At 55.8% G+C, this 23,856-nt stretch carries 24 protein-coding genes; 11 read left to right on the top strand and 13 right to left on the bottom strand.

Annotation, left to right across the window (positions count from 1 at the left end; genetic code table 11):
* On the top strand, window positions 1-143 hold a 143-nt coding region (locus HWX89_RS14400; RefSeq protein ID WP_178340560.1), incomplete at its 5' end, for a 4Fe-4S dicluster domain-containing protein.
* A 159-nt stretch (window positions 144-302) separates the two neighbouring features.
* Here HWX89_RS14400 and HWX89_RS14395 read toward each other — a convergent pair.
* On the bottom strand, window positions 303-1,478 hold the full coding sequence (locus tag HWX89_RS14395) for a glycerate kinase family protein (protein ID WP_138791555.1): 1,176 nt from the start codon (window positions 1,476-1,478) through the stop codon (window positions 303-305).
* 144 nt (window positions 1,479-1,622) lie between these two features.
* Entirely contained in the window at window positions 1,623-3,305 is a 1,683-nt protein-coding gene (locus HWX89_RS14390; RefSeq protein ID WP_246705177.1) for an SLC13 family permease, read from the bottom strand.
* A gap of 38 nt (window positions 3,306-3,343) precedes the next feature.
* Here HWX89_RS14390 and HWX89_RS14385 point away from each other — a divergent pair, with 38 nt between their 5' ends.
* Window positions 3,344-3,565 (top strand): hypothetical protein, encoded by a 222-nt coding sequence (locus tag HWX89_RS14385; RefSeq protein WP_138791554.1) that lies wholly within the window; start codon window positions 3,344-3,346, stop codon window positions 3,563-3,565.
* A gap of 78 nt (window positions 3,566-3,643) precedes the next feature.
* On the opposite strand, the gene HWX89_RS14380 is transcribed toward HWX89_RS14385, so the two are convergent.
* A complete protein-coding gene (locus HWX89_RS14380) occupies window positions 3,644-5,056 on the bottom strand; it encodes a S8 family serine peptidase (protein ID WP_246705176.1) in 1,413 nt (470 codons plus the stop codon).
* A gap of 112 nt (window positions 5,057-5,168) precedes the next feature.
* Between HWX89_RS14380 and HWX89_RS14375 the strand changes: the two genes are divergently transcribed.
* The 3 genes from HWX89_RS14375 (at window position 5,169) to HWX89_RS14365 (ending at window position 7,227) form a co-directional block, all read left to right on the top strand.
* The gene (locus HWX89_RS14375) at window positions 5,169-5,711 is read left to right on the top strand and encodes an RNA polymerase sigma factor (protein ID WP_138791553.1); all 543 of its coding nucleotides are present in this window, start codon (window positions 5,169-5,171) and stop codon (window positions 5,709-5,711) included.
* Window positions 5,708-6,439 (top strand): anti-sigma factor family protein, encoded by a 732-nt coding sequence (locus tag HWX89_RS14370; RefSeq protein WP_138791552.1) that lies wholly within the window; start codon window positions 5,708-5,710, stop codon window positions 6,437-6,439. The genes HWX89_RS14375 and HWX89_RS14370 overlap by 4 nt, the downstream gene beginning before the upstream one ends.
* Window positions 6,440-6,510: 71 nt before the next feature.
* Entirely contained in the window at window positions 6,511-7,227 is a 717-nt protein-coding gene (locus HWX89_RS14365) for a DUF6065 family protein (protein ID WP_138791551.1), read from the top strand.
* A gap of 131 nt (window positions 7,228-7,358) precedes the next feature.
* Here HWX89_RS14365 and HWX89_RS14360 read toward each other — a convergent pair whose 3' ends face one another.
* Complete coding sequence (locus HWX89_RS14360; RefSeq protein ID WP_178340770.1) at window positions 7,359-7,925, bottom strand: hypothetical protein; 567 nt, start codon at window positions 7,923-7,925, stop codon at window positions 7,359-7,361.
* Window positions 7,926-8,113: 188 nt separating this feature from the next.
* Between HWX89_RS14360 and HWX89_RS14355 the strand changes: the two genes are divergently transcribed.
* Complete coding sequence (locus tag HWX89_RS14355; RefSeq protein WP_210271410.1) at window positions 8,114-8,533, top strand: BA14K family protein; 420 nt, start codon at window positions 8,114-8,116, stop codon at window positions 8,531-8,533.
* Window positions 8,534-8,586: 53 nt separating this feature from the next.
* Here the strand turns inward: HWX89_RS14355 and serA are convergent, their stop codons facing one another.
* On the bottom strand, window positions 8,587-9,825 hold the full coding sequence (serA, locus tag HWX89_RS14350) for a phosphoglycerate dehydrogenase (protein ID WP_138791549.1): 1,239 nt from the start codon (window positions 9,823-9,825) through the stop codon (window positions 8,587-8,589).
* 341 nt (window positions 9,826-10,166) lie between these two features.
* Between serA and HWX89_RS14345 the strand changes: the two genes are divergently transcribed.
* Window positions 10,167-11,333: an MFS transporter gene (locus HWX89_RS14345; RefSeq protein ID WP_138791548.1), complete on the top strand. Its 1,167-nt coding sequence runs from the start codon at window positions 10,167-10,169 to the stop codon at window positions 11,331-11,333.
* A gap of 469 nt (window positions 11,334-11,802) precedes the next feature.
* On the opposite strand, the gene HWX89_RS14340 is transcribed toward HWX89_RS14345, so the two are convergent.
* Window positions 11,803-12,033: a hypothetical protein gene (locus HWX89_RS14340; protein WP_138791547.1), complete on the bottom strand. Its 231-nt coding sequence runs from the start codon at window positions 12,031-12,033 to the stop codon at window positions 11,803-11,805.
* Between the two features lie 744 nt (window positions 12,034-12,777).
* Between HWX89_RS14340 and HWX89_RS26540 the strand changes: the two genes are divergently transcribed.
* Entirely contained in the window at window positions 12,778-12,987 is a 210-nt protein-coding gene (locus HWX89_RS26540; protein ID WP_353505683.1) for an FCD domain-containing protein, read from the top strand.
* Between the two features lie 39 nt (window positions 12,988-13,026).
* Here the strand turns inward: HWX89_RS26540 and HWX89_RS14330 are convergent, their stop codons facing one another.
* Both HWX89_RS14330 and HWX89_RS14325 read right to left on the bottom strand, forming a co-directional pair.
* On the bottom strand, window positions 13,027-13,878 hold the full coding sequence (locus HWX89_RS14330) for an NADPH-dependent oxidoreductase (protein ID WP_138791546.1): 852 nt from the start codon (window positions 13,876-13,878) through the stop codon (window positions 13,027-13,029).
* A 212-nt stretch (window positions 13,879-14,090) separates the two neighbouring features.
* Entirely contained in the window at window positions 14,091-14,801 is a 711-nt protein-coding gene (locus tag HWX89_RS14325) for an SDR family oxidoreductase (RefSeq protein ID WP_138791545.1), read from the bottom strand.
* A gap of 76 nt (window positions 14,802-14,877) precedes the next feature.
* Here HWX89_RS14325 and HWX89_RS14320 point away from each other — a divergent pair, with 76 nt between their 5' ends.
* Window positions 14,878-15,807 (top strand): LysR family transcriptional regulator, encoded by a 930-nt coding sequence (locus HWX89_RS14320; protein ID WP_210271409.1) that lies wholly within the window; start codon window positions 14,878-14,880, stop codon window positions 15,805-15,807.
* A gap of 74 nt (window positions 15,808-15,881) precedes the next feature.
* On the opposite strand, the gene HWX89_RS14315 is transcribed toward HWX89_RS14320, so the two are convergent.
* From HWX89_RS14315 to HWX89_RS14295, 5 genes are all read right to left on the bottom strand, one after another.
* Window positions 15,882-16,661, bottom strand: a complete 780-nt coding sequence (locus HWX89_RS14315) for an SDR family oxidoreductase (RefSeq protein ID WP_138791544.1) — start codon at window positions 16,659-16,661, stop codon at window positions 15,882-15,884.
* Window positions 16,654-17,523: an aldose 1-epimerase gene (locus HWX89_RS14310; protein ID WP_138791543.1), complete on the bottom strand. Its 870-nt coding sequence runs from the start codon at window positions 17,521-17,523 to the stop codon at window positions 16,654-16,656. Before HWX89_RS14310 ends, HWX89_RS14315 begins: the two co-directional genes overlap by 8 nt.
* On the bottom strand, window positions 17,520-18,467 hold the full coding sequence (gene araH / locus HWX89_RS14305; RefSeq protein WP_138791542.1) for an L-arabinose ABC transporter permease AraH: 948 nt from the start codon (window positions 18,465-18,467) through the stop codon (window positions 17,520-17,522). The genes HWX89_RS14310 and araH overlap by 4 nt, the downstream gene beginning before the upstream one ends.
* Window positions 18,468-18,469: 2 nt before the next feature.
* Window positions 18,470-19,996 carry an L-arabinose ABC transporter ATP-binding protein AraG gene (gene araG, locus HWX89_RS14300; protein WP_138791541.1) on the bottom strand — a complete coding sequence of 509 codons (1,527 nt, stop codon included), beginning with the start codon at window positions 19,994-19,996 and terminating at the stop codon, window positions 18,470-18,472.
* Between the two features lie 69 nt (window positions 19,997-20,065).
* Window positions 20,066-21,049, bottom strand: a complete 984-nt coding sequence (locus HWX89_RS14295) for a substrate-binding domain-containing protein (protein WP_138791540.1) — start codon at window positions 21,047-21,049, stop codon at window positions 20,066-20,068.
* 188 nt (window positions 21,050-21,237) lie between these two features.
* Between HWX89_RS14295 and HWX89_RS14290 the strand changes: the two genes are divergently transcribed.
* Both HWX89_RS14290 and dgoD read left to right on the top strand, forming a co-directional pair.
* The gene (locus HWX89_RS14290; protein WP_353505685.1) at window positions 21,238-21,993 is read left to right on the top strand and encodes a FadR/GntR family transcriptional regulator; all 756 of its coding nucleotides are present in this window, start codon (window positions 21,238-21,240) and stop codon (window positions 21,991-21,993) included.
* A gap of 44 nt (window positions 21,994-22,037) precedes the next feature.
* Window positions 22,038-23,186 (top strand): galactonate dehydratase, encoded by a 1,149-nt coding sequence (gene dgoD, locus HWX89_RS14285; protein WP_138791538.1) that lies wholly within the window; start codon window positions 22,038-22,040, stop codon window positions 23,184-23,186.
* Window positions 23,187-23,856: the final 670 nt, after the last annotated feature.

Here is a 23,856-nt window from a genome sequence, read left to right as displayed (position 1 = left end):
TGGAGAAGGACGGCCAGGAAACCTACGTCATCAATGCGCAGAACTGCGTGCACTGTAAGACGTGTGACATCAAGGACCCCAACCAGAACATCAACTGGGTTCCGCCACAAGGCGGCGAAGGGCCGGTATACGCCAACATGTAATGTTGGTCCGGCCCACACGGACCGCCGTCAGCGGGAATGCCCGGCGAAGGGCCTGTTTACGCCAACATCTAATGTTGGCCCGGCCTGGGAAAATTCCATTCCAAATGCCCAAATTCAGCGTGGGCGCATCAATCTGAAATGACTGAATTTTTCCAAATTCTACCTTGCAGTGGAAAAAGACAGTCGTAGTGTCGCGCCGATCATAATCATCCTCATCATGTCTTCTGCCGCGCGGGATAGAAGCTTTGGCGCGGACGAGATAGCGTCTTCCAGGGAGCAGGGGCGTGTCAGGATCGATGCGAAGGCATCTATGCCGCAATCGAGATTGAGCCGCACGCCCTTTCCGATCGTGCCTGCAAGCGCCACCACTGGAACACCGGCTGCCTTGGCGCGTCGTGCGATTTCGGCCGGAACCTTGCCAAAGGGCGTCTGGCCATCGAGACTGCCTTCCGCCGTGATCACTAGGTCGGCGCCGTGAATGTAGTCATCGACCTCGAGATACTGCATGACGATCTCGTAGCGGGGATGAAGTGCGCCGCAAAGGAGACCGAGAACGGCGGCACCGAGACCACCCGAGGCTCCGGCACCTGGTGCGGAGCCGACATCAACGCCAGTGGCGTTTTGAATGTGGGCTGCATAAGTCTCCATAGCTGCGGCCAATCGCTCGACCTGTTCGGGTGTTGCGCCTTTCTGCGGCCCGAAAACACGGGCCACACCTCGCTCACCGAGAAGCTGGTTGTGCCAATTGACGGCGGCATCGATACGAACCCGCGCAAGGCGAGGGTCACGATTTTTAATGTCTATACGGTTTAACTGCGTGAGCGCCGCACCGCCTCGGTCGAGCTCGTTGCCGTCGGAGTCCAGAAGCCGGATACCCAGCGCATGCGCCATGCCGGCTCCACCATCGTTAATGCCGCTGTCGCCGCAGCCGAGCAATATCCGCTTTGCGCCGCGATCAAGTGCGGCCCGCACCAGTTCACCGACGCCGTAACTCGTGGTCAGGCAGGGATTGCGACGACCGCGCGGAACGAGGCTGAGGCCGGCAGCGGCAGCCATTTCGATAACTGCGGTTGGTTCCGAAGTGCCTCCTAGAAACCCGACAAAGGCCTGTACCGGGTGTCCTACCGGCCCGGTGACGGTAACCGGATGGATCGTGCCATCGGTGGCGTTCACCAGCGCCCGGGTAAATCCCTCACCACCATCGGCCATTGGAACCTTGGTGACGACGGAGCCGGGAAACGCGCGCAGGACGCCTTTTTCGATGCAGTCGGCGGCCTGTTCGGCCGAAAGACTTTCCTTGAAACCGGAGGGGGCAACGACGACGCGGAAGGGCATGGGCATTATCCTTTCATGACAAGTAAGTGACATGAGGAAAACGTGATGGTCCGACGCTTATTCCGGCACGAAATAAATTTATTCGGCTAAATAAAAATGAGCCGCATTGAGCGGCTCTTGAGGGTTCTAGATTATTGTTTTTGCTCAATTTCCTCTGGAGAATCCTTGCAACGGCCACAACACGGTTGCCACGAGAATAAGCAGAAACATGAAAGGCGGGACGAGCAAATAACCGAGCTTGCGCAGATCGGCTTGGGTAAAGGCCGCAGGTTCCAGCCCAGCGAACAGCACGACCGGTTTAGCCGATACCATGGTCATCTGGCAAAAGCCGCTTGCCAGCGTCACAACCATCACAAGAACAGCCGGATCCACGCCAAAAGCTGAGAGCGGCAACGCGAAGGCTGGGATGAGCACCGTTGCCCGCGCCGTCCGCGAGGTGATCACCAGATGAGAAAAGGTCGCAATGATCACTGCAAACGAGATGATGATGAGGGGCGCTGTAATCATGCTCTGGCGAAAAACGCTCACCAGCCGATCGGTCAGCATCTGGGCCGTGCCCGTTTCAATTAGTGCTTCGCCGATGACCAGCGTGCCCGCCATGAACAGAAGCAGATTCCACTCAACATTTTTTAGCGCGGCCTTCAGCGTCATGCCGGAGATATTTGGCGTACAAAGGACAAGGGCTGCCACGACTGCGACCAAGGATATGTCAATACCGTGAAAGGACTGAGTGGAGAACGTCAGTACCGTGCCGCCGACCGTGGCGGCTACCGCGACCTGCTGACGCGATAGGGCGGTAGGGCGGCTTGGTGAAAGGTTGGCGTCAGGAGCCATGTCGCGTTCCTCCTTGCTCATGAACACATAAAGCAATATGGCGCAGGCGATAAGGCAGGTTATCAGCGAAAAAGGACCGGCCAGCACCAGCCAGCCGATGAAGTCCGGTTGCGTGCCGTTGAAGCGTAACAAAAAGCCGGAGGCAACAAGATGCGCTCCGGCGCCAATCAGCGAAGCGCCGGCGGAGAGAAGTATGACGGTTGGAAAAAGCAGGCCGAGCGCGCGCGAAACCCTCGTATTGCCGATTGCCGATGAGAGGCCGAGATAGACCGGCATCAAGATCGCGGCCCGAGCTGATGTGGAGGGGATGACGAAGGCGGTTGCGAACGTAAGCAGCGTTAACGTCCAGAACATTGAGCGAATACTGCGCATCTTCGGCATCAGTCGGTCAGTCACCTGTTCGATCAGGCCCACATGCCTTAGAACTGCGGCGATCACGAAGGCCGACAACAACAGCCAGATGATGTCATTGCCCAACGAGTGGTAAACCAGATCTTCAGGTATGGCGCCAACTACGGCAAGCGCGACTGCGCCCGCCAGCGCAACCGAAGTTTCAGGCAGTTCGAGCACCGTCCAACCGATAATCGCAGAAAAGAAGATGAAGAGCGTTGCCCGCATCGACATGGTCAGGCCGTCAATTGCCAAAAAGATCAGCACGGAGGCAAAACCGATCAACAACGCTGCGACCACCTGTTTAAGGTGTCTGACCGATACAACTGGCTCTTGCTCCGCAATCGCCGTTTTGTCTTTCTGCTGATTTGCCGTGGGCAAGGACATAAGGTGCGCCACCACTTGGCCTCCTTTACATAACGCCGTCGTCTGAGGGCAGTTTCGGTTCGGGGGAGGCGGCCGGTCGGCTCCGATCTCCCCATGCCCGATTATGAACGTTTGATGACGATGGATATTCCCGGTCTCGGTGTGTTTTCGCAAAATAAGATCAATGACGCAGAAAACGCATCGCCGCCGGAATAAGTCAGCGACAGCCACGTTCATCGACACGTATCGCCCTCGGACACGGAAGGAGAACAGACATGAACCAAAGTTTTGTCACAAGCGGTATGGCCCTAATTGCCATGGTCACGCTGATGATCTCAGCACATCAGGTGCAGGCCATGCCACGTGCACAACCGCAGGCATCCACACTCTCGCAGGTCATCCTGGCGGATGACGATGACGATGACGACGATCGCCGTTACAGCCGTCGTTATCGCAGTGATGACGATGACGACTACGACGATGACGACGACGATTAAGACTGAGCCATCGAGAATAGAAAATATCGTGCCCGGCCTACGCGCCGGGCATTCTTTTCGAACACGGGCTTGCGGAGATCAACTCTGGCACAGCACCTTTGCGTTCAGCAGGCCCCAGCCGAATATCGCATCCTTGCCCGGTTCGCCCATGTCGTTTGCCGAACGCGTTAGGGCGTCCGCCACCTCATCCGGTTCCATCTCCGGGTTGGCGCCGAGCAGCAGGGCAGCAGCCGCTGTTACGAAAGGTGCGGCAAACGAGGTGCCGCTCTTTTGCCTGCCGCCCGAAATGGAGGCCGCCGTCCATACCCCAACGCCTGGAGCGGCGATGTCGATATGATCGCCACGAACCGCACGGCGATAAGGTTTCATGTTCCGGTCGACGGCGGTAACGGCGATCACATCCGCATAGGCGGCGGGATAGACCGGTTTGGCGTTCGGCCCTTCGTTGCCGGCGGCTGCAATCAGAATTGTACCCTTGTCGATGATGGCGCGCACAGCCTGTTCCAACAGCATGTTCGGCGGCCCGCTGAGACTGAGGTTGACGATCCTGATATTGCGGGCGGCCAGCATATCAAGTGCCCGTATGAGATCGTAGATGTCGGCTATATCGGTAGCCCTGCCATAGCGCTGGAAGGCATCGATCGCGACCAGTCTGCCGCCGGGAAGCAGGCCGGGAGCGCGGCTGCCGGCAGAGCCGACGAGGAGAGCGGCAACGGCAGTGCCGTGTTGCGCCGCAGAGCTGGAGTTGGTGCCGTCTCCCAATTGCAGCACTTCGATAGTCGCCTCGGCAAGCGAGGCATGATCGGCGTTGATGGCAGTATCGACCAGGCCGATCGGCAAGGGAGCGCCGCAACCTGTCGCTCGCCCGTTAGCAGCTTCGTGCGGCCAGTCGACGATATGGCGAATAAGCTTGCAGTCGCCGCCGGGGCAGGACGCTGTGTCTTTCTCCTCGGGCTGATAGAAATGGTTGAAATCCACATTGGCTGAGGGCGCGGCGGCAACGACGGCCTGACGCGCGACATCCAGGGTCATGCCGCGCGGTATCGTCAGCTTGACCAATTCGCTACCGGTAAGCGCGATTGTTGTTCGCTCATCAATCACGAAACCGTCTTGCGTCAGGCTAGCGATCGTCGCCTCGTCGAGGCCCAAGGCGACGATTTCGTCGCGAGCGCGATCAGGAATGGCGACAGCACGTCTTGGTGGCGCGGGACGTTCCGCTCGTTGAAATGGCCACCTAAACAACGATCGTAGGTCACCTCTCAGACGCCTGCCATCATTACCACGGTTTTCGCCGCCGGAAGAGCCGCCAGAGGATCCGGCGCTGTTGCCACTATCATCGTCATCGTTGTTGTCGTCGTCATCATCCGCAAATGCTGCAGCAACGCCAGGTGCGATGCCGACGGATTGAAGCAGTGGCATTGCGGTCATGCCACCGATGGCAACGAGTATCACCAGGATAAATCTGAAGCGAGGTGGTGCAATCGTCGACAAAGCGCTATCTCCAGTAGAAAAACAGCTGAAATATTCCCAACAAGCACGGGAATGCTATCTTGGATAGACGTTTATCTCGACAAAATATTCCGTGCCGTGCCAAACAAATCGCATGACGAATGACACGCGCACAGTGCCACAGCGGTTGGTGGAGTTTTTACCCAATCTGCGCCGATTTGCGATTTCGCTTTGCCACTCGCGAGAACTGGCCGATGATCTCGTGCAAGCCGCCTGTGAGCGTGCAATCGTCGCCGCCGACAGTTTCGCGCCGGATACGCGCTTTGACGCTTGGATGTTCCGCATCCTGCGCAATATCTGGATTGATCATCTGCGCCGCGCCCGCACTGCCGGTCCGCAGGATGAGATTGAGAAAGCCTATGACGTGTCAGTCCCTTCGGGAGAGGCCGCAACCCATGCCCGTATGGAACTGATGGAAGTGGCGACTGCTTTGCAGAAACTGCCGGAAGAACAACGCGAAGTGCTCGTTCTGGTCTGCGTGGAGGAGCTGAGCTATCGCGATGCGGCCGACGTGCTCGCCATTCCCATCGGCACGGTGATGAGCCGTCTGGCGCGGGCGCGCAAAAATCTGGCCGAACTGACGGGAATAAGCCTTGGGGAGAAACGTTCGTCCGATACGAAAGGCGGCGTTGCATGACTATGGAACACTTTGACGACGAAACATTGATGGCATTTGCTGATGGCGAACTGGACGCGGCGACCAGCCAGCGGCTGGAGACGGCGCTCGAGACAGACGAGACGCTGGCCGAACGGCTGGCCGTCTTTCTCGACACTCGCATGGCTGTTGGGGCCGCCATGAAGCCGTTGATCGATGAGCCGGTGCCGGAAGCACTTGCGACATCCGTTCGGCGCATGACAGAGGCGGCCGAGCACAAGGTGCTTGCCTTCCAACGCCCCGAAAAACCGATGCCCATCCGCAGTAGGCGGCCTTGGATGATGCCGATCGCGGCTTCCATCCTTGCCGTCATCACCGGTGTCGGCGGATATATGGCGGGCCGAGGCAATGTCGACCTGGAGGGGGCCTCCGAAAACGCCTTGTTTGCCGCGCTTGACCAGCAACCTTCCGGCAGCGATGTCACGCTTGGCCAATCCGAGGCGCTGCATATCGTTTCAAGTTTTGTCGACGGTCGGGGAGAACTCTGCCGGGAGTACGAATTGAAACGGCTCAACGAGACGACTGCAACCGTTGCATGCCGCACAAATGGCGCGTGGGTCACGCGTCTGGCGTTGTCGTCGCCGCGTTCAGAAGGTTACGTGCCAGCATCCTCTCAGGAAACGATCGACGCCTATCTCGCTTCGATCGAAGCCGGTGAACCGCTTGCGGCAGAGGCTGAAAGAAACGCGCTCGCCGGAATGGCCGAATGATTCTTCATATACGTTCGGAATAAGTTCTAATCTGCGCCGTTTTTCACGCATATGCTGCGAGGAGAACGATCATGGCACTGCCACTGCTGAAAAAGCCCGAACCGAGAATGACTTTCCTCTGCAGGAAGGAGGACGAGGGCATCATCCCCGTGCCTGTGAGGGCAAAAACCGCGCTGCCGGAATGGTTTCGCAAACTGCCGCCCGTCACCGAGGCGCGTCTTTCGACGACCGACAACGGCCTCACCGTTAAGCGTTGCATGCCGTTTCTCGATGCAATGGCAACGGGGTGGATCATTGGCCTTGCCGCGACGGTGCGCATGCAGATCTCCGATGGTGGACAGACGGTGGATTGCGGCTGGGATTTTGACCGCACCATGGTCAGCAATCACGCCAACCACCAGGTGGCCGGAAATCCACGCGAACCGATGCCGCCCTGCAAGTTTCACAATTACTGGACTATCGTTACGCCGCCGGGCTGGAGCTGCCTGTTCCTGCCGCCGCTGAACCGCCCGAACGGCGTGTTCGAAATTGTTTCGGGCGTGGTGGATACGGACAGCTACCAGTCGGAAATCCATTTTCCTTTTTTCGCCATCGGTGAAGATGGATTGCATGTTCTGGAGCGCGGCACGCCGATCGTGCAGATCATTCCCTTCCGCCGGGAAACGACCGACCTTGCCGCCGATATCCGGTCGGAAAGCGAAGGTGAGGCGGTGACCCGGAAATCGATCCTGCGCAAGACGCAGGCATCCGATGGCTGGTATCGGAAATTCGCCCGGGCTCAGCGTTGAAATTCGCCGATCCAAGCCCCTTTCGCCGATATCCGGCTTTTGTCGGCTCTCGACGCGCGCCGTTACGTATCCTTAAGATGCTGAAAATAATTATTATTTTGTGGAATATGTCTGAAGGCGATCCGTTTCTCTCAAGCAGTCAATGAAGGCTGCCAGACAATCAGGAGAAACAAAATGAAGAAGATGTTTGCCATTCTGGGCTCATTGCTTGCCACCAATGTTGCCACCCCAACCCCGGCCGTCGCCGACGATCCAGTCACCCGCTTCCTGGAGCGTACGTTCAACAATAACGCAAGCTCTCGCGAGGCGCGTCGTGGCCGTGACGATAATCGCAGGAGCTGGTCGAATTCCAGCACCAATAGGGCCTCGAACTCTTCCAGCAACTTCAGTTCGAACGGAAACTCGAATTCCAACAGCAACTCAAACTCGAATTCGAATTCGAATTCGAACAGTTCGTCGAACTCGTCGAGCAATTCCAGCTCGAACAGCAGTTCGAACTCCTCAAGCAATTCCAGCTCCAATTCGTCGTCGAACTCCAGCTCGAACTCTTCCGACGACGATTGAAATGCGCCTACCTCGGAAGCTGACTTGCCGATTGGATTACCTCCAGTCTGCCGAGAGCCAAGGCCTTCTACGACTATTGGGTAGATGTGCGTAACGTTAAATGGCGATCTTTCCGTTACTGTTGAGATCGCCATCCGGCACTAGGGATCTAATGCCCGACACGTTCACAAAAGCATTTGCGCGCCTGAATCGTACGCGTAACGCTGCCTAGGCTCTGACGCAATATCAACTCAACTAAAACGCGCCAAAAGCGTTGAAGGAGATGTCGAGGTCAGTGTGGGACGCATCCCTCGCTCTTTCTCGATCAAGCTAGGAGGAACGTATGCAAAAGATTAGCAAGATTTTCAGCGCGATTTCATTGTCCGCAATCATGACATTTTCATCGTTAACCGCCGCGTCAGCCACGCCAATGCCCGCATTTTCCGCGCCTAAAGTCTCAAATGTGGAGGAAGTGCAGTATCGTCATCATCGTCGTCACTACCGCGAATGGCGTCACCACCGCGCTGACAGGTATCATCATAGGCACTATCACCGTCATCATCGTCGTTCGAACGCTGGTGCAATCATAGGCGGGATTGCTGCGGGAGCTATCATTGGCGGAGCATTAGCAGCTCCGAGGCATTCTTATAGAGGAGGCCATGCCCAGTGGTGCGCAAATCGCTACCGGACATATCGTGCCTATGACAATACCTATGTCCCGCGGGTGGGTGTGCGTGCGTATTGCAGGTCTCCATACAATTGATTGTTTGCCGGAAACCGGTTTGGTGCGGCCTGCCACAGGCAGGCCGCCGGTGATCAATAGAGCAATCGCGCGCGGATGGTTCCGGGAATTTCCCTTAATGCCTGGAGAACGTCGTTCGCGTGTTCGGATGTGCCTTCAGCTTCAATGACGACGTAACCTGTGTCGCCATGGGTCTGCAGGAATTCGCCAACGATATTCAATCCACGCGAGTAAAAGATCTCATTCAGTTGGATGAGAATGCCAGGACGGTTCTGATGCACATGCATGAAGCGCGTGCCATTCGGTCGCTCGGGCAACTGAACCTGCGGAAAGTTGACGGCACCCATTGTCGAGCCGATGTCGGAATACTCAATGAGTTTTCTGGAAACTTCTCCGCCAATGCGCTCCTGTGCCTCTTCCGTTGAGCCACCGATATGCGGTGTCAGGATAACGTTGTTCAAACCCTGCAAGGGCGTTTCGAAACGATCCTTGTTCGATGCGGGCTCTTTCGGGAACACGTCAACGGCAGCACCGGCGAGATGACCATCCTGGAGGACTTTCGCGAGTGCATCGAGATCAACTACAGTGCCGCGTGAGTTGTTGATGAAGATGGCACCTTTCTTCATGCGGCGCAGTTCGGCTTCGGTGATCATGTTGTTGGTCGATGGCGTTTCAGGGACATGCATCGACACATAATCAGAAATTTCGAGAAGCTCACCGAGCGAATCCATCGATTCAGAATTGCCACGGCGCAGTCTGTCGGAAAGATCGAAGTAGCGTACGACCATACCCATGCTTTCGGCGAGCGCGCTCAACTGCGAGCCGATATTGCCATAGCCGACAATCCCGAGCGTCTTGCCGCGTACTTCGCGGCTGCCGACAGCCGACTTTTCCCAACCACCCTGGTGGGCGGATGCCGAACGCGGGAATATCTGCCGTGTCAGCATGATGATTTCGCCGATCACAAGTTCTGCGACCGAGCGCGTGTTGGAATAGGGCGCGTTGAATACGGGGATACCGCGTCTCCGGGCAGCGTCGAGGTCAACCTGGTTCGTTCCGACAGAGAAACAACCAACGGCGATGAGCTTTTTGGCTGCGTCGAAGATTTCTTCTGTCAGTTGAGTGCGCGAACGAATGCCGATGATGTGAGCGTCCGCGATATGGCGCTTTAACTCGTTGTCATCAAGGGCCTTCGGCAGATGTATGAGATTGGTGTAGCCGGACGCTGAAAAGTAATCCACGGCAGTCTGGCTAATGCCTTCGAGCAGAAGCACGGAAATTCGGTCACGCGGGAGGGAGAGTTGGGTTGTCATCGGTGTTCTTTCGATTTCCGGACTTAAGAGACGTTAGTGGTGTTTGTAAGTCGATACGGAGGATTAAAACAAGCCATTGAGGCCACCAATAGGCTCAAACAGAATGAGGAGCAATTAAACCGTATAAGGCGATAGGTAGCCCGAAAGTGGGGGATGAAGCTGCTGAACACAAAAGGGGTGGCGCGCAAAACGGCTATCACCAGGATACAGGACCCCGGTGGTTGCGAGCTCGAAGAGTCTACTTGAGACATATGGACCAAGGAGATATGAGCGTCCTATCAAGATTGGATATCTGCCCTTCCCGTTGAGAAAGAGGCATCCTCACCTTATTTGGATTTTACATGCCTCACCGGAAAACCTACGTGGCGTTCGCCTTTACTTTTTTCCTGAGCATGTATTTCAGAACGTTCTTCGCGGTTGTGGGCCCCGAGCTCTCACATGACCTCGCGCTCACCCCGGTTCAGTTCGGGCTGCTTTCCTCCGCATTTTTTGCAAGCTTCGCGATCTCGCAGGTCCCTGTCGGGTTGCTTTTCGATCGTTTCGGCTGTCGGCTGCCTGCAGCGATGCTTGTTCTCTTGGGTTCAATTGGCGCGGCACTGATGGCCGGCGCAACCTCATTTTTCCCGGCAGTGTTGGGCCATGGGCTTTTGGGTATCGGATGTGCGCCGGCCCTGATGTCGGTCTATTTTTATTTCGGTCAAACGCAGACCTGGCAAAAAGCAGCACGAACTGCGACGGGCATCGCCGCACTAGGGTCAATTGGCGCTCTCGTCTCGACAACACCTCTCGAGATGGTTGTTTCCTCCTTTGGGTGGCGCAATGCTGTCGCGGTGTCGGCATGTTTCCTAGCAGTTGCAGCCGGGTTGGTCTGGATGTGGGTTCCCGCATTGACAAGAAGCCAGGACATCGGGCGCGATGCCTCGGATTCCATCAAAACAAACCCGATGTTCCTTGCTCTTCTGGCGCCGATTTTCCTCAGCGCGTCACTCGGGACCGTCTTCAGGAGCGCGTGGGCGTCACCCTACCTGCTCGACGTCGTGGAGCTTTCCTCTCAGGGCGCTGCAAATATCTTCGCCTTGATCAGCGTAGCAGGAACAGTCACGGGTTTTTTGCTGCCTTTCGCAATGCGACGCTGGAAGCCCGGATCGATTGTAGCGGTCTTCTATACCTGCGCGATCACCCTCACGGCTGCTCTTGCAATCAGTCCGGCGCAAAGCCCGATCTCGGCGGCCGCGGCGCTCTCGATGCTTTATGCAATCGGCAATTGCCACACCATCGCTATGGCAGAAGCGCAGTCTCACATTGAAGCAAGAAGGCGAGGGGTCATTCTCGGATTGCTGAATGGTCTCGGCTTTGTCGGCGTTGCTCTATTTTCTCCGCTCTTCGGCGTGATTGCGCGGGTCTTCGCTCAGGAGCCTGCATTCAGCATCATGTTTGGTGTCACCGCCTGCGCGCTGGTCGTGTCTCTCATCGCTTATTTGTTTCGTGGACGCGCAGTCCGGTCATAACCGGATGCCACAAGCAGCCACCGCGGAGGCTGAGGAAGAATAGCTTACAAGACGCAAATTCAAGAAGACGTCGCAAAACTGCCCTGACCGCCTTTCACTCTGCATCGATCACAGATTATCGTCGTTGCCTTCTTGCAGGATCTCGCTCTTCGCCTTCCTGAATGAGAGCTTCATCCGCAGCCTCCAGTCCTTCTTCATCAGGAGGACAACGAACGGTGGTTGCGCAGCAGTTTGGAGGAGGCAATCTCGTTACAGTCGCGTGTTTTTCCGCGAGATTTGATGGCCATCGAGCGGGCGCCGGAGCTTTGGGTGAAGAGGCCATCCCGAAAGAACCGCTTCTCATTTCAGCACGGCTTGCTGTTAACACCGGTCAGTCACTTCTCCCGACAAATAAGAAACCCTCCCAGAGGAGGGTTTCACGATTGGCAACGCAAACATTTAACAGCTTACGATCAAGAGATTGTTCGAGCTACAGGGCGCTTTGTCTCACGACGGTTATCTTGCCGATCGCTACAAGCGGTGTCACGTCGAGCATTTCACCAGTATCGGCTAAGTCAAGGCTATAGTGGAATGCCCTGCCATCAGAGTGATCTACTGTTTCGTGGATTTTTTCTTTGCCGAAATAGGGGCCGGCAGGGATCGAAAAGCCAGAAGCTTCACAGTCTTCGACAGCTCGAAAACGTACGGGTGCACCTTCCATTTGTTCCTCCATGAGTTCACGCAAATGAAAAATATGCAGCGGGTACTGCCGAAATATGTTGCCTCGAAACAAACCGTGAGGCAACCGTGCCGGTGCACCCCTCAGAAATGACAGTCTCTGACAGCGTCCAAAGCGATGCATGGAAGCTCGCAGCCTCACATCTGGACGATCACGTTCAGGCTTCCATCTTTCTGTTCACCAGGTAGGCAAGCGCGACTGCAGAACAAAAAGCATAAGGGCTCAAGAGCAAGATGTCTGCGTAGGATATCTCGAACAACATCGTCGCCGGCCATCCAAGAACAAAGACCCATGTGAAAACTGCGCCGCAAACAAGCAGGGTCGATGCTCTGAAAGGAGCGCCTGGTGCCAGGTTATTCGTGACGATGACTGACGGAATTCCAACCAACAAACAGCCTGGAATAGTACCAAAAAGGCTCATCAAAACCAGGAAAGCGTAAAGCAACACATCATATACCTCTGGCGAGTATTCTGGGTCAGGATGCGAAGCAAACAGGTACGCTAGCACTATAAGCGACCCGGCTACACTTCCAACCATCGCTGACAGAAGTGAGACAGGAACCAAATTTCGCATATGGCTTACCAAATATTCGCTCCTGCAACTCATTGACCGTCACCGCTCTAGAACGTGTCGTGACTCGTTGTGGTCTGCCTGCAGCGAAATGCACGCTGTGAGCGGGGAGAGCAAGACGTTTTCAATGTTTATTTAGATCGGGACACCGCTCGGTGTTGCCGAGCTTGATGGATCAGGAAGAGCGCGCCCGGCTTGCGGTGGAGGAGCATCACGCGATCGTTGAAGCTCTGTTGCGAAGGGACCGAGACGCGGCCGAGGATGCGGCTCGCGCTCATGTTCGGGCCTCGCAGAAACACAGGATGCTGATGCGTCTACGATCGCCCGAGCCCACGCTAGCCCCTGATGCCCAAATTGATTGCTAACAGAAACACCGTCAGCGTTTCGAGGCTGCGTTGCTCGGTCTATTTGATGCTGAAGCCGAGACGGTGCAATGTTTGTTTGAGGTCTGCTCTCCCTTTCAACGCTTCAGCGTTTTCGATGCGTTTCGCAATAGGGGCTGTCCAGCCATATTCGGGAAGTCCCTGCCTCTCCTGAAAAACCTTCATGACTTCGTCGTAGCTATCCAGGTCATGCTGTTCCGTGCCTGAATATGTTTCACGAAACAGTACCGAAGATTGCGGGAGGCGCGGTTTGACGTCGGTCTTTACTGCCGGATCGGGATAGCCGACCGAAAGACCAAATACGGCCACCACGTCGGCAGGAAGGTTTAGCTCGCGTGAGACATCTTCGGGTTTGTTGCGAATACCGCCCACATAACAGGAGCCCAGGCCGAGGGAGTCAATTACCGATACCGAATTTTGCGCTGCAAGGGCGGCGTCGATGACACCAATCAGGAAGCTCTCCAGATAATCCAGTCCCTCACCGTCGTTGCCTTGGCTGGTTGCGACATTGCGCAGCCGCTTCAGATCAACCAACCAGACGAGAAACAGAGGCGCTTGCTTGATGTGGGCATTCCCACCCGTGAAATCTGCCAGCCGCGCTTTGCGATCGTTGTCTTCGACTGCAACGACGCTCCAGGCCTGAAGATTAGATGACGTGGGAGCAGACTGGGCAGCCGCGACGAGAAGTTCAAGGCTCCCCTGTGGTAAGGGTCTAGGAAGATATGCGCGCGTCGTGCGGTGGTTCAGCAGCACGTCAATCGTGTCGTTCCAGAAGGGGGGAGAGAAATCAGCCTCCGTCCCATAACGGTTCGTGACCCGTTGTTTTTGTTGTTGTTGTAAATCGATTGTTCTTGCTGGGTCGAAAACGCTCATTTGAAAACCTGTGATTGGTAGAATTGGATAGGCCCCGACGAAGGATGGGTATCATCAGTTTTTAATAATCGCCACCGGTGTCGAGGCCGAGGAATATCCTGCCCAATCGTGATTTCAGCGTGAAACAACATTCCTGGGATTTCAGCAGTCACCGCAATGGATGTCATTCATCCATCTGGCGTCAAAGCGTTTTCAGGAACGGGTGCGCACCTTTATCGAAGGGAATAACCGCCGTCGCTAAACAGCGTGCAGCCGGTCATATTGGTGTTGTCCAGCAGGAAGAGCGCAGCATGCGCCTGCTCCTCAACGGTGGCGGGACGTCGGACGAGGTTGAGCGTACTCCAGATTTCGTATGCCGGCTTTCGAACATTGTCCGGACGGTTTCGCCATAGCTCACTGTCTGTTGTTCCAGGAGAGAGGCAATTGACCCGGATTGGATTGAGTTCGACGGCCAGTCCACGAGCAAGCCCCTCCAGCGCGGAGTTGCAAGCGGCATAAGCCGGAGCGCCTATGGGACGTGCCGAGGCGGCTCCAGACATGAGTAGGATAGACGCATGCTCGGCAAGACGTGGCAAGGCTGCATGGACTGCCCAGTATTGTCCCCAGAACTTCGCCTTGAAAAGTTGCTCACTGGTTTCGAGGTTGCCCTCGGAAAAAGAGCCCGTCTTGTAAGTGGCGGCGGGGGTGAAAAGGCCAGCAAGCAGGGGCGCTGTGGCAAAAAATTGGTCGAGGCTTTCTTTCTCGGTAATCTCCACCGTTTGGCCTGATGCCCCATCTCCAAGCGTCAACAGTGCATCGGTCAAGCGATCTTGAGAGCGACCTCCAAGATGGACACGATCTCCACGTTCTATCAGTTTTCGGGCAAGGGCGAATCCAATTCCGGACGTGCCCCCGATGATTGCATAGGTTCTATTTGTGCTCATGAGTGCGATCATAAGCTGCGTTCTACTATCCTCGATAAGGGATAATTTTCGTTCGATTGCCGAATAAAATTCGCTAATGAAAGATATGCAGCATCAACACGGCGATGATATGGGTGTCTTTTTGTCTGTCTGTGAAACAGGTAGTTTCGCAGCGGGTTCGACGCGTCTAGGGCTTTCCGCTTCTGCAGTGGCAAAAGCAGTAGCGCGGCTGGAAGAAAGGCTAAGGATAAGGCTGTTTCAACGTTCGACGCGCAGATTGAGCCTGACTGCCGAGGGTGTCGTCTATCGTGATGCCTGCCTCAAAGCGCGACGAGAGATTGAACGCGCCGAGTTCGCAATTTCAAGCCTTTCCCAAGAGCCTTCTGGTGCATTGCACGTCAGCCTGCCGCCGCTCTTTGGCGCCAGGATCGTAGCACCAGCGCTTTATAGCCTCTGTAGAAGATGGCCGAACCTTGATCTTCGAATTTCAACATCGACGATACCCAGTGACCTTTTGGATGGTGAAACCGATCTTGCCGTTAGGATTGGAGAGGTGGCTGACACGAACGGGTTGATGTCGCGCGCCCTCGGGAGCCAAAAAGTCGTACTATGCGCGTCTGCTGACTATTTTGCAGACCGGATGATCCCATACAGAATTGAAGATCTGGCCGAACACGCACTGATCGCCTCACCGGTGAACGGTAAACCTGGCCCTTGGCAATTCCGTAACGCTGATGGAAATTTGCTGGCCTGGCACCCCAAAACCCGGCTTGTCCTTGAGGGTAGCTTGCTGACGCTTTCAGCCATCAAAGAGGGAGAAGGTCTTGGCCTCGTACCGCGGTGGCTTGTGCGAGATGATCTCGCCAGCGGGCGATTGGTGTCGGTGCTAGATGACCGGATTGCGGGGCATTTGCCAATCCAGGCGCTCTGGCCGGCATCACCTGCGATGTTGCCGCGCTTGCGGGTGGCTATCGATGCGATTGTAGATGCGACTAAACCTCTGCTTGTCGATGGCGCGTTGCTTTGAGCCGAGAATGTACTCTTCATTGGACGAAAGTGCTGTCGTCGCCGAGATACAGCCAAAGCGTAAAGTGATACGGTTCAAGCCGGATGCTGCTGTACGCTTAATCCCCCGTCGATCGTTAGACACGTCGCGTTCATGAATGGGCACTCGTCGGAAACCATGAAAACTGCGGCCATGGCAATTTCCTGTGGGGTCGCGATACGACCGCCGGGATGTAACTTCATTGTCTCGGCTTTAGCAGCTTCGGGGTCGGGAAAGCCGTTCCAGTAGTCGATCACCTTCTGGGTGGAAACGTAGCCCGGCGCGAGCGCGTTCACGCGTATTCCCGCGTGTGCATATTCAAGGCCCAATGACTTTGTCATCCCAAGCAGCGCGTGTTTGGCAAGTGGATAGGGAAATGTGTGAGCGATGATGGTGAAGGCATGGGTCGATGCGATGTTCAGTATCACACCCTTTTTACGCGCCACCATGGCCGGCAGAACAGCGCGGCAGCAGTTCCAGGCACCTTTCAAATTAATGTCGAAGCAGCGATCCCAATCCTCATCTGTTGAGGAGAGTGGTTCGGAAAAAACATTGACGCCGGCGTTATTGATGAGAGCGTTGATTTCGCCAATTTCATCTCCAGCGTCATTGACCGCGGCTTCAATCGCGGTGCGGCCGGTAATATCAGCGGTGCGATGTAGCAGAATAGCGCCTTGGTCGCGCAGGCGAGAAGCCATGTCTTCGAGCAGATTATTGTCACGGTCAACCAATAGCAGGGCGGCGCCCTCGCGGGCGCACGCTTCGGCAATGGCAAGGCCGATCCCTTGCGCAGCGCCAGTGATCATGATGCGCTTGTCTATCAATCGTTCAACCATGATCATGTCTCCGAAACTTAATTGTCGTATGGGAATGGAGTGTTTCTGACTGCTTCAAAAGCGTTAGCCCACCCAAGCTTTCCATATGATGGGCATTGGGAAGGTGGGTCATAGGCTCAAGACAGAAGAAATCTTGCCTATCTGACGGTGCGTAAAGCATCAAGACGGCGTGCGATGGTGTGGTTTCGATCAATGCCTCAAGCCGAAGTTCCGGCCATTCGATTGATGCCGTTCCTTCCCAGTTTCCAAATGCATTGTTGATAAAACGCTTTGGCAGTCCGGCCCCGGTGCGAATGTCGAGATCGGACGGAAATTCCTCCTTTGAACCGGGCAAATGCCCCGCACGCTCTGACCAGTATTCGTCAGCGGATGCCTTAATACGCACCGAAGGCGTACGGACAAAGAACGGATGCTGACCCAAGCCGAATGGCATGGTTTCAGCCGCTTTGTTGGAAACGGAGAGGTCGAGCGTGAGGGTGTCTTCGCTTACCGTGATCCGCTGTCTGGCTCGATAGTGATAAGCACTTTGCTCATCGGGAAGATGCTCGAAAGCTAGCTCGATGCTTGGGTCGCCGACCCCTTCCACGGACCAGTCCCTAAGCCAGCCATCCCCATGAACATAAAATGGGTCGGATGTGTTGGACTTAAACGCGTAGGTTTTGCCACCGAAGCGGAATTGATTGAATTCAACCCTGTTACCGAAAGGCACAAGCGGGAAGCTCGCCATGTCGTTGCTTGGGCCGCCGGCCCCAATCATCACAGGAATTCCAGCAAAAGTTACGGTCCGCAGGGATGCTCCCCGCCGTGATACGAGAACGGCGAGATCGCCGCTATCGAGTTTATAAATTTCGGTGGCGCTCATCGACGTCCCGCTGCCGAAGACCTCAGATTGTCGAGCAAAACCGCGAGGAGAAGGATCAGGCCACGCACAACGTACTGATAGAAAGCCTGGATGTTAAGGAGGTTCATGACGTTTTCAGCGATACCCATGATAAGGACGCCGACGATAACGCCACTCATCGCCGCCCGGCCGCCTGCAAGCGAGACCCCGCCAAGTACGCAAGCAGAAATCACCGACAGTTCGAGACCCGTTGCTGCATTAGGCTGACCCGATGTGATGCGCGATGCAAGCAAGATACCGGCGACCGCGCAAACCAGACCCTGCAGCATGAAGATCCAGACCCGCATATTGACGACGTTCACGCCGGCCAGACGCGAGGCCTCCGGATTGCCGCCGATAGCGAGAGTATTCTTGCCGAACACGGTGCGGTTAAGGAGAAAACCGAAGATGATAAAGGTAGCGAGCATGACCCATATCGGAGTTGGGACGCCGAGAAATTTCGACAGGGCCAACTGATAAAAACCGGGGTCGTTTATGCCCACGGCGCGTCCGTCCGACGAGATCAGTGCCAGACCCCGCACGATCTGCATGGTCGCGAGCGTTGTGATCAGGGCATTGATACGGAAACGGGCAATCACGAGCCCATTGATAAGCCCCACCGCGCTGCCGCATGCGATCGCCGCCAGAATCCCAAGTGCGATCGAGCCGGTGGCGTTTGATGCCATGACGGCAACCATGCCGGAAAAGGCAACGGTTGATCCGACCGAGAGGTCGAAGTCTCTCGAGGCAAGGCAAAACATCATCGTGCATGCAACGATACCGATCGTCACAACCGACTGCAGCAGGCCCAGCATGTTGCGTTCGGTCAGAAAGTTCGGAACCGTCAGCGAAACAATGAGGAAAGCAACGGCAAAAAGAACGACGAGGCCCTGTTCACCCAGGAGAAGTTTTTTCAAAGACGTCATTGTTACTGGACCTGTTCGCTTGGAAGTTCGCTGGCGGAGGTGATATCGGGCAGGGCGGCAGCAAGAATGCGCCGCTCATCAAATTCTTCCCGTTTGAAATCGGCTGCGATACGCCCATAGCACATCACCATAATGCGATCGGTAATGCCCATGACCTCCGGCAACTCGCTGGAGATGACGACGATAGCCATTCCCTGTGAAGCGAGGTCGTAGAGGATTTCATAAATCTCGGATTTCGCTCCGACGTCTATGCCTCGAGTGGGTTCATCAATGATGAGCACTTTGACACCTTGCTCGGACAGCCAGCGGCCGAGGATGACCTTTTGCTGGTTTCCACCCGAGAGATTGATGATGTCCTGTTTTCGCGAGGGCGTGCGGACGCGGAGTTTGGCAATGAATGTGTCAGCGAGATCAGCCTCCTTCTTCGGCTGGATGAGGCCGAAGGGAGAAAAATGCCGGCGGGAGGAAATCGCCATATTCTCTTCGATAGAGCGTCCTTGAACAATCCCATCGAATTTTCGGTCCTCAGGGCACAGGACGAGGCCAGATCGGATCGAATGTGGCGGGCTATTTTCCGTCACCACAGCACCGTCTACACGCACTGTTCCTTTCGCACGGTCATCCGCGCCGTAAACAAGGCGCATGAGCTCGCTGCGTCCGGCGCCGATCAGGCCGAAGAAGCCGAGGATTTCTCCTTGGCGCACGGAAAATGCGGCGGGATGCATAAGTTTGGGTCCTGCGATGTCCTCAATTTCAAGGCGGACCGGTCCGAAGTCACGGCCGCGCCAGCCCCAGATATTGGAAATCTCGCGTCCGACCATTTCAGCGATGATCTGGTCGCGCGTCACATGGTTCATGTCAGGATGGTGGGCTGCAAGCTTGCCGTCGCGCAGAACGGTCATGCTGTCACACAAGCGGAAGATTTCGTCCAGGCGATGCGAAACATAGAGAATGACAATGCCCTGCGTACGCAGGCGGTCGATCAATGTGAAGAGAATTTCGCTTTCGCGCGATGAAAGCGATGATGTCGGCTCGTCCAGCGCAATGACGCGTGCATCCGCCATGATTGCCTTGGCGATTTCAACCATCTGCCGGGCGCCGATCGAAAGCGTCGCGACTTTGGCGGCAGGATCGACATCGATGCCGATTTCGTCGAGTTTCTGGCGAACGACATCGAGAAGTTTACGCCGATCGATCACGCCTGCCTTGCCGGGAAATCGGCCGAGCCAGAGATTTTCCGCGACTGTCAACTCGGGGACAAGCTGCAGTTCCTGATGGATAACAATCACCCCGGCGTCGAACGCGTCCCGTACGGAGTGATAGTGCTGAACCTCACCGCCGATGACGATTTGACCCGTGTCGGCTGCCTGGTCGCCGGAAAGCAGGCGGATCAACGTTGATTTACCCGCGCCATTTTCGCCCATAAGGCCATGCACGGCACCTTTGCGGACACCGAACGAAATGCCTGACAACGCCTGAACGCCGGGGTAGCCTTTTGATATCGCTTTGAATTCGAGAAAGTCTTGCATGAATGCGCTCCGGCAGGAAGGCTGGCGGCACACAAAAGGTCGCCAGCTTCATAACTTCGGAAGGAAAGATTATTCGATGCCGAGGTCTTTGCGCACGGACTGATAGTCATCGCGCTTGGCGAGCTGACCTGCTGTAAGGATCAGCTTTTCCGGTTCGTTTCCGTTGGCAATCCACTCGTACATGTTGAGTGCGGTCTCGTAGCCATGACGCTTAGGAGAGATGATAACCGTGCCGAAGAAGCCGGTCGCAGCGGGCTTCTTGAATTCGTTGATGGCCGACTCCGCGCCGCCAATCCCGATCCCGATAACACCATCGGCAGCAATACCAACACTTTCGGTCGCGCGAACCGCACCAAGAACGGCCTCGTCATTGAGGCCGACAGCGACCCAGTGCTTGATGCCTGCGTTCTTGTTGAGAACGATCGTCGCGGCGTTTAGTGCTGCTTCGGTGTCGGTCTTAGCCTGCGGTGCATCGAAGATATTGGCGTTAGCGAAACCGGCGACTTTCAGAACGGAAACGGCACCACCGACGCGATCAACCGCTGTTGGCAACTGTTCGTAGGAGACACGAATGACGCCGACGTCAGCGATATTCCAGCCGCGGTTCTTGACTTCGGCAACGATAGCCTCGCCAACGGCCTCACCGATCTTGGTCGCGGAGATGCCCATGTGTGGCACGTCTTCGATAGGGCTGCCATCAGCATTCACAAGGCGATCGTCAACAGTCATGAGCTTGAGGTCATTGGCCGTAGCTTTTGCAACGATGCCGGGGCCAAGTTTCACATCGGGTGTGCAGATGATGAAGCCCTGCGCTCCCTGGGCACCAAGGTTGTCGATCGCCGACTGAACCTTCTCGCCATCCTCAGCTCCGATCTTGACGAGGGTGAAGCCTTTTTCCTTGGCGGCGACTTCGGCGAACTTCCATTCGTCCTGGAACCACGGTTCTTCCGCCTGCTTGACGACGAAGCCGATCTTGACGTCGGCCGCGAATGCCGAGGTGGCCGCGATAACGGCGACAGTGCCAGCCAGGATGGCTGTCTTGAAAATGCCCATTGTCTCTCTCCCTGATCTTCTGCTGATGCAGTGTGATGAGGTTTAGTGTCTTTCATCATATTCGTCAATTGCATTTGTATGATGAATAAAATATCAGTGTATGACTTTGACGCTTGGGCAGGTATTGTCGCGTTTGAGTGCAAATTGGTCTAATGATCGACCGCAGGGCGACGCGTTCGGGATGGAGTATTGAAGTGATTGAGCGAGAAGGTTTTTCCGCAGATGCCGTTCAAAAACGCCCGCGTGTCCAAAAAAATGTGACGCGTTCCATAGCGAGCGACATTTTTGCAGATGTCTTTCCCCCGGGGTCATTGCTGCCGACCGAAAGCGAGCTTTGCATTCGCTACGGCGTGAGCCGTACCGTGATCCGTGAGTCACTGAAAATCCTTGAATCCAAGGGACTTGTCCGTGGCCGCTCTCGTGTCGGCACGTCGGTGTGCGATAAGCAAGAGTGGAACATTCTCGATCAGCAGATGCTTGAATGGATCGGCCCGCGGATCGTTGAAATGGATCTTCTTCAATGTGTGTTGGATGCACGGCGCGCAATCGAGCCGTTTGCAGCGGAGTTGGCGGCGCAGCGCGCAGGCGTTCAGGAAATCGCGGCAATCGAGGCTGCATGGCAGGCAATGTGTGACGCTGAAGGCGATGTCGAGAAATTCACCAAGGCCGATGTCGCGTTTCATACCGGTGTCTTGAAAGCCAGTCGAAATCAGGTGTTCATGCAGCTCTCAAGCATCATCAGCGCGGCACTTGAGTTTTCTTTGCATGCCTCCAACGAGGCTGTCGATACACGCGGCGAAGCACTTGATGTGCATCATGCCTTGATAGAGGCCCTGCGCATGCGTGACGGGAAAGCGGCGAGACACTGTTCGCAGCGCATGCTGGATATGGCCGCCCGCGATCTCGCCATCGCCATGCAGAAATATCCCGCAAGCGCCCTCTAAAATCCGGCGGCTCCAGTCGCCATCATCCCAGACAGAGTGAATCAATGAAGATAACCAAGCTGACCACCTACATCGTCCCGCCGCGCTGGATGTTCCTGAAGATCGAAACCGACGAAGGTATCGTTGGCTGGGGGGAGCCGGTCGTAGAAGGCCGCGCGTTGACCGTGGAAGCGGCTGTGCATGAGCTTGCAGATTACATCATCGGCAAAGATCCCATGATGATCGAAGACCATTGGCAGGTCATGTATCGTGCGGGATTTTATCGCGGCGGCGCGATCCACATGTCCGCCCTTGCCGGCATCGACCAGGCGCTTTGGGATATCAAAGGCAAGGCACTTGGCCAGCCAGTCCACTCCCTCTTGGGTGGGCAAGTACGCGACAAGATCAAGGTCTATTCCTGGATCGGCGGCGATCGTCCCTCAGATGTGGCAAAAAATGCCCGTGACGTTGTGGCTCGTGGCTTCAAGGCAATCAAGCTCAACGGTTGCGAGGAAATGCAGATCGTTGATACCTGGGAGAAGGTTGAAAAAGCCGTTGAAACCATCGCGACCATCCGCGAGGCAATCGGCCCGCACGTCGGCATAGGCGTCGATTTCCACGGTCGCGTCCACCGCCCGATGGCAAAGGTTCTAGCCAAGGAGTTGCAGCCCTACAACCTTCTCTTCATCGAAGAGCCGGTGCTGTCGGAAAATCGCGAAGCTCTGAAGGAAATCGCAAACCATTGCTCGACACCGATTGCACTCGGCGAGCGACTTTATTCTCGCTGGGACTTCAAGCAGGTTCTGTCAGACGGCTACGTCGACATTCTCCAGCCCGATCTGTCTCATGCAGGTGGTATTACGGAGTGCCGCAAGATTGCGACCATGGCAGAGGCCTATGATGTCGCACTTGCTCCTCATTGCCCACTCGGTCCAATCGCTTTGGCGGCATGCCTGCAGGTGGATGCTGTCAGTTACAACGCCTTCATCCAGGAGCAAAGCCTCGGAATTCACTACAACAAGTCGAACGATATTCTGGACTACATCTCCAACAAGGAAGTCTTCCACTATGCGGATGGCTTCGTGTCCATCCCCCAGCGGCCGGGTCTCGGCGTCGAGGTTGACGAAGCCTACGTAATCGAGCGTGCCAAGGAAGGGCATCGCTGGCGAAATCCAGTCTGGCGTCATGAAGACGGAAGCGTTGCTGAGTGGTAACGTCCATTACGTCATAGCCAGCTTTGCAGCGAGCGTTCTAGTGTAAGCTCGCCGTCACGCTGCCTGGCCGGCTCGACCACAATCTAAGCCACAGGGAGAATAAGTATTCACCCTGTGGCTTACTCTTCGGTGCCGTGTATTCGGAAATCAGCCGATCGACCGCTTTAACCTCATTGGAGGCGAAGGTCTCCCACTCGCGGAACGTTACTCGGGAACAGAATTCTGTGCCATGGTATGCGCATTAACGAGCTTGAGGTAACGGTTAAAACACGTCAAGCAACCCATAGAGCCGGGGCCGTGGATTCAACCGCCATACGAGGTCCGTGACGATCCGTGAAGAAGCCGTGCCAGCTCATCGAACGACTGGAGTATTCCGATCAGTTCGTCGAGTGAATAGAAGGCTGGCCTCGGATAAGGTGGGACGTGTTTTGCAGTGCCGGCAAATTCCGTCAACTCCTTGCTGAGAATTGCGAACGAGCTCTCATGCCGCGTGCCATTCGTCTCAAGACTGAAGTGTGTTTCTACAATGCTGCGGCCCTGAATTATGAAATTCAGCGATAGACCTTCTGGCGGGGACAAGTGACGGTACACGGATCCCGGTCCACGGAGTTTCTCAAGAGGGATGATATCAGCCGTTGCCGCGATGAGATTTTTTGAGGGCAATGCAATA

This window comes from Rhizobium sp. RM, from assembly GCF_013390595.1.
GTDB lineage: Bacteria > Pseudomonadota > Alphaproteobacteria > Rhizobiales > Rhizobiaceae > Agrobacterium.
The sequence above is the reverse complement of the archived record's forward strand: the minus strand, read 5'-3'. Positions and strand labels throughout refer to the sequence as shown.

Coding starts and splice junctions, on each gene's coding strand:
- HWX89_RS14310 (WP_138791543.1), bottom strand. CDS start 17,523: ATGAGCGCCACCGAAATTTATAAACTCGATAGCGGCGATCTCGCCGTT.
- HWX89_RS14330 (WP_138791546.1), bottom strand. CDS start 13,878: ATGAGCGTTTTCGACCCAGCAAGAACAATCGATTTACAACAACAACAA.
- araH (WP_138791542.1), bottom strand. CDS start 18,467: ATGACGTCTTTGAAAAAACTTCTCCTGGGTGAACAGGGCCTCGTCGTT.
- dgoD (WP_138791538.1), top strand. CDS start 22,038: ATGAAGATAACCAAGCTGACCACCTACATCGTCCCGCCGCGCTGGATG.
- HWX89_RS14370 (WP_138791552.1), top strand. CDS start 5,708: ATGACTATGGAACACTTTGACGACGAAACATTGATGGCATTTGCTGAT.
- HWX89_RS14375 (WP_138791553.1), top strand. CDS start 5,169: ATGACGAATGACACGCGCACAGTGCCACAGCGGTTGGTGGAGTTTTTA.
- HWX89_RS14395 (WP_138791555.1), bottom strand. CDS start 1,478: ATGCCCTTCCGCGTCGTCGTTGCCCCCTCCGGTTTCAAGGAAAGTCTT.
- HWX89_RS14355 (WP_210271410.1), top strand. CDS start 8,114: ATGCAAAAGATTAGCAAGATTTTCAGCGCGATTTCATTGTCCGCAATC.
- HWX89_RS14340 (WP_138791547.1), bottom strand. CDS start 12,033: ATGGAAGGTGCACCCGTACGTTTTCGAGCTGTCGAAGACTGTGAAGCT.
- HWX89_RS14365 (WP_138791551.1), top strand. CDS start 6,511: ATGGCACTGCCACTGCTGAAAAAGCCCGAACCGAGAATGACTTTCCTC.
- HWX89_RS14360 (WP_178340770.1), bottom strand. CDS start 7,925: ATGGCGATCTCAACAGTAACGGAAAGATCGCCATTTAACGTTACGCAC.
- HWX89_RS14320 (WP_210271409.1), top strand. CDS start 14,878: ATGAAAGATATGCAGCATCAACACGGCGATGATATGGGTGTCTTTTTG.
- HWX89_RS14390 (WP_246705177.1), bottom strand. CDS start 3,305: ATGAACGTGGCTGTCGCTGACTTATTCCGGCGGCGATGCGTTTTCTGC.
- HWX89_RS14325 (WP_138791545.1), bottom strand. CDS start 14,801: ATGAGCACAAATAGAACCTATGCAATCATCGGGGGCACGTCCGGAATT.
- HWX89_RS14385 (WP_138791554.1), top strand. CDS start 3,344: ATGAACCAAAGTTTTGTCACAAGCGGTATGGCCCTAATTGCCATGGTC.
- HWX89_RS14345 (WP_138791548.1), top strand. CDS start 10,167: ATGCCTCACCGGAAAACCTACGTGGCGTTCGCCTTTACTTTTTTCCTG.
- HWX89_RS14315 (WP_138791544.1), bottom strand. CDS start 16,661: ATGGTTGAACGATTGATAGACAAGCGCATCATGATCACTGGCGCTGCG.
- serA (WP_138791549.1), bottom strand. CDS start 9,825: ATGACAACCCAACTCTCCCTCCCGCGTGACCGAATTTCCGTGCTTCTG.
- HWX89_RS14295 (WP_138791540.1), bottom strand. CDS start 21,049: ATGGGCATTTTCAAGACAGCCATCCTGGCTGGCACTGTCGCCGTTATC.
- araG (WP_138791541.1), bottom strand. CDS start 19,996: ATGCAAGACTTTCTCGAATTCAAAGCGATATCAAAAGGCTACCCCGGC.